The following is a 4046-nucleotide window of genomic DNA, read 5'->3' on the forward strand; positions in this document are numbered from 1 at the left end:
TCGGCGTAGAAGGACACGATCTGCTCGAGGTCCCTGGCCGCCACGGCCTTCTGCACGGCCACGTCGGCGGCCCTGACGGCCTGCAGGGCCTCGGCCCTCGACCCATTGGTGTGCGGCCCACACGCCGCCAGCCCGCACAGGACTGCGAGCGACAGAGCGCTCCCACCAACCCTGCGCCACGTGGATCCGATTGCCATGGTCCCTCCTGAGCGCCGCGCCATTCCGGCATCGCGGCATCGCGGCATTCGCCCCGCGAGCCGCAAGGCTCACGGCGCGGTAGGCCTGCCCTCGACCTTCTTCTTGTCGGCGTCGACCATGGCCTTCACTTCCTTCATCAGCGTCGGCACGTGGTACGGGATGCCGTTCTTGATCGTCCACTCGATGCCGCCGCCACGCGTCATGCGGCCGTCCTTCATCACGTCGACGCCGTACGGGTTGAGCACCCGCAGGTTCTCGAGCGGGTTGCCGTTCACCACCAGCAGGTCGGCGAGGAAACCCTGGCGCACGCGCCCGAGCTTGTCGCCCATGCCCAGCAGCGTCGCGCCGTTCACGGTGCCGTGCGTGATGACGTCGAGCGGATGGAAGCCGGCTTCCTCGTGCAGTTCGAGTTCGCGCACGAGGCCGAAGCCGTACAGCGAGTGGATGAACCCGGAGTCGTCGCCGGTGGTGATCACACCGCCCTTGCGGCCGAAGGCGCGCAGGGCGTCCATCCAGATGCGGTACTGCTGCTTCCAGCGCACCTCCATCGTGTTGGTCCAGCCCACGAAGTACGAGCCGTGGTTGGCGAGGTTGGGCTCGAAGAAGGCCTGCAGGGCCGGGTGGAGGTACTCCTTGTACCAGGGCAGGTTCTGCGCCTTGATCACGTCGCGGCTGGCCTCGTAGATCGAGAGCGTCGGGCTCCAGGCGACCTTCTTGGCCACCATCAGGTCGAGCACCTCGTCGAGCTTCTTCGGGTCGGCCTGCGCGTACAGCTCGCCGGCCTTCGAGAACCGCAGCAGCTCGTTGCTGTAGTTCATCTCGGGCGGGAAGTGCTGCACGCCGTCGAGCGCCGCGTCGGCGACCCCGTAGAAGTGCTCGATGGAATCCACGCCGAGCTCGGCGAAGTCGCGCGCCGTGACCTCCTCGACCGCGATGTGCGTCGTCGTCTTCAGCCCCTGCGCCTTGGCCTCCGCCATGGTCGCCTCGAGCTGGTCGCGATCCATGCCGAAGATCTTCAGGCCGTCGGCGCCGCGTGCCTTGGCCTCGCGGACGTTGGCGCGGATGGCCTCCGCGGTGCCGTTGCCGCGCGAGACGACCCAGTAGACCTGCATCCGGGGCGCGACGATCTGGTCGGCCGCCGACTCGGCCTGCCACTGCTTGCTCTTGGAGAAGTTGCCACCGTTCTCGCGCGTGAGCGTGACGCCGTTGGCCAGGTACAGGTTGCGCTCGTACTGGATAGGCATCGGGATGCCGGCGCGCTCGTCGTGCCAGTGCATGTGCGTGTCGACGAGGCCGGGCATCACGTACTTGCCGGTGGCGTCGATCACCGCGTCGGCCTCGACCGGCAGCGACGGCGCGACGTTGGCGATGACGCCGTCCTGCACCAGGATGTCCATCGGCCCGTACGGCGGCTTGCCGTTGCCGTAGATGACCATCGCGTGCCGGATCAGCAGGCGCGTCGGCTTGCGCGCGTGCACCGCGGTGTCGCGCCCGGCAGGACGCACCTGCGCCGAGGGCGCCATCACCGCCGCGCCGACCATCGTGACCAGCGCCACCAGCGGCCACGTGCGCCGCGAGAGCCATCCTCGTGCCATGTCGCTACAACCTCTCAGGAAAGTCGGATGCCGAGGCGCTGCAACGGGGCCTGCGGCACGCGAGTGCGGAAATGGACCCAGACGCGCGACCGGTCGTCGTCTCGGGTGATGCGATCGATGCGCCACGACTCGCGCACCGGGGGGAACTCGACGTCCTCGATCACGTGCTCGCGATCGAGCGGCACCGTCCGCACCAGGGCGGGCGCGTCGTCGCGGATCGTGGCCAGGACGAGCGTGGCCTGCTCGCGGGTCAGGTCGACGTCGACCCAGGCGACCTCCGAGGCCGAGAGCCACGCGAAGGGCGACCGCCGGGCATGCCGGGGCAGTCGGCCCGGCACCAGGCACGACCCACCCAGCTCACGCGCGCGTTCGCGGCACAGCGAGAGGCGATCGGGCAGGAACACCACCTCGCCGCGGCACCTGTCGTCGGCGGTCGGGCAGGCACGCGACAGGGCCTCCGCGCCGGTGGCGGCGTCGTAGATGGCGTAGACGGTCTCGGTGTTCGGCCAGTCGGCATTGCGGCGCGGCGCGTCCTCCTCGAACACCCAGTGCCGGCCGGTCGGCGACGGCGTGAGGTCCCGCCCGATCACGGCGTCGACCACGCGGTCGGCCGAGGCGTCCACCACGAGCAGGCCGGCCGCATCGTGGTAGGGATCGACGTGCAGGACGGCGCGGCGGGCCTCTGGCAGCCACCACACCCGGCCCACCCCGCGTGCGAGCCGTGCGGTGAGCGACCCCTCGAGCGCGATGTCGCGGGTGCGCCCCCGCTCGGTGACGCGGAGCGCCGCGCCCTCGAGCCCGTCGGCCGGCGACGGCTGGACGTAGGCGAGAACGACGTCGCCGGCACGCAGCAACTCGCGGAACGCGGGGGCCCCGCCCAGTTCGCGGACCCCGAGTTGCGCCGACGCCGCAGGCCCGGCCACGCCGAGGAGGCAGGCCAGGAGGATGGCGGCGGCGTCCCATGGTGGGAGGCCGCGCCCCGTGGTGGAATCGACGGGGGCCGGCATGGAATCGGCGCCCAGTGTGGCCGTCGCAGGAATTGGCGTCAAGCCGACGCCGCCCGACTCGAAACGCGACCTTTGCTAGGCTAGGACCATGATCACCCGACGCGACCTGTTCCTGTCGGTTCCGGCGACGCTTGCCGGGGCCCGCCTCCTGCGGGCCCAGCAGCCCACGTTCCGCGTGGGTGCCCAGAACGTGCCCGTCTACGTGACGGTCACCGACGCGAGCAAGCGCCTGGTGCCCGGACTCGAGCAGGCCGACTTCGAGATCTACGACGAGAAGACCAAGGCGCCGATCACGATCTTCGACAACCAGATCCAGCCGGTCACCGTCGCCGTCATGCTCGACTCCAGCGGCAGCATGACGATGAACCTCGAGCTGCTGAAGCAGGCCGCCGAGCAGTTCGTCATCCGACTGCTGCCGGAGGACAAGGGTCGCATCGGGTACTTCAACGACAAGATCGCCTTCCTGAGCGAGTTCAGCAGCGACCGCGACCTGCTGATCGCCTCGATCAAGGACATGCAGTTCGGCAACCCCACGCGGTTGTTCGACTCGGTGCTGTTCAGCCTCGACGAGCTCAAGAACATCGAGGGCCGCAAGGTCATCCTCTCGTTCACCGATGGCGCCGACACGGCGAGCCGCGGCGGCCTCGGCGAGTGCCTGCGCCGCGCCCGTGAAGAGGAAGTGATGATCTACGGCATCGGCCTGCAGTCGGTGATGATGGGGATGCGCACCCGCCCCGACGGCGCGCTCAAGAAGATGGCCGAGGAGACCGGCGGCGGCTACTTCGAGCTGAAGGACACCGACGACCTCGGGCCGACCTTCACACGCGTCGCCCAGGAGCTCCACAGCCAGTACCTGCTCGGCTTCGAGCCGCAGACCGACGGCAAGGTCCACAAGATCGAGGTCCGCGTGAGCAAACCGGGCCTCATCGCCCGCGGGCGCAGGACGTACCAGGCGCCGAAGGGGTGAGCATTGGTAATGCCGTGATGCTGCGATGCCGGGAATGTCGTGGGCACGACGGCAGCGCACAGCGCCAGGCGTCGGAGTGAGTCAGGGCTCGCGGCGGTGGAATGTCGTAGGTCGCACGGCAGCGGGTAGCGCCAGGCGTCGCAGGGCTGAGAACCGGGTAATGCCGTGATGCTGCGATGCCGGGAATGTCGAAGGCCCGGAAGCACGTCGCGGGAACGCCACAGGCGGCACACGTCGACCTGAATTCGAGGCCCACGCACTCAGGCGTGTCGATGGGGG

General features: G+C 69.4%; 3 protein-coding genes and 1 pseudogene. 1 reads left to right on the forward strand and 3 read right to left on the reverse strand.

All coding sequences use genetic code 11. The features are described 5' to 3' along the window. The 3 genes and pseudogenes from ACIRDX_RS21240 to ACIRDX_RS21250 form a co-directional block, all read right to left on the reverse strand. A pseudogene (locus tag ACIRDX_RS21240) lies at window positions 1-197 on the reverse strand (hypothetical protein); the annotation flags it as partial. Window positions 198-266: 69 nt separating this feature from the next. Next, a complete protein-coding gene (locus tag ACIRDX_RS21245) occupies window positions 267-1793 on the reverse strand; it encodes an amidohydrolase family protein (RefSeq protein ID WP_396627432.1) in 1527 nt (508 codons plus the stop codon). Window positions 1794-1807: 14 nt separating this feature from the next. Continuing rightward, window positions 1808-2800, reverse strand: coding sequence for a hypothetical protein (locus tag ACIRDX_RS21250; RefSeq protein ID WP_396627433.1), 993 nt, complete (start codon window positions 2798-2800; stop codon window positions 1808-1810). Between the two features lie 88 nt (window positions 2801-2888). Here ACIRDX_RS21250 and ACIRDX_RS21255 point away from each other — a divergent pair, with 88 nt between their 5' ends. After that, window positions 2889-3767, forward strand: coding sequence for a VWA domain-containing protein (locus tag ACIRDX_RS21255; RefSeq protein ID WP_396627434.1), 879 nt, complete (start codon window positions 2889-2891; stop codon window positions 3765-3767). The last annotated feature ends 279 nt before the right edge of the window (window positions 3768-4046 follow it).

The organism is Luteitalea sp. (assembly GCF_044337415.1).
Lineage (GTDB): Bacteria > Acidobacteriota > Vicinamibacteria > Vicinamibacterales > Vicinamibacteraceae > Luteitalea.

Excerpts from the sequence above, each read along its gene's own strand:
- ACIRDX_RS21255 (WP_396627434.1), top strand. The coding sequence starts at position 2,889 with ATGATCACCCGACGCGACCTGTTCCTGTCGGTTCCGGCGACGCTTGCC.
- ACIRDX_RS21250 (WP_396627433.1), bottom strand. The coding sequence starts at position 2,800 with ATGCCGGCCCCCGTCGATTCCACCACGGGGCGCGGCCTCCCACCATGG.
- ACIRDX_RS21245 (WP_396627432.1), bottom strand. The coding sequence starts at position 1,793 with ATGGCACGAGGATGGCTCTCGCGGCGCACGTGGCCGCTGGTGGCGCTG.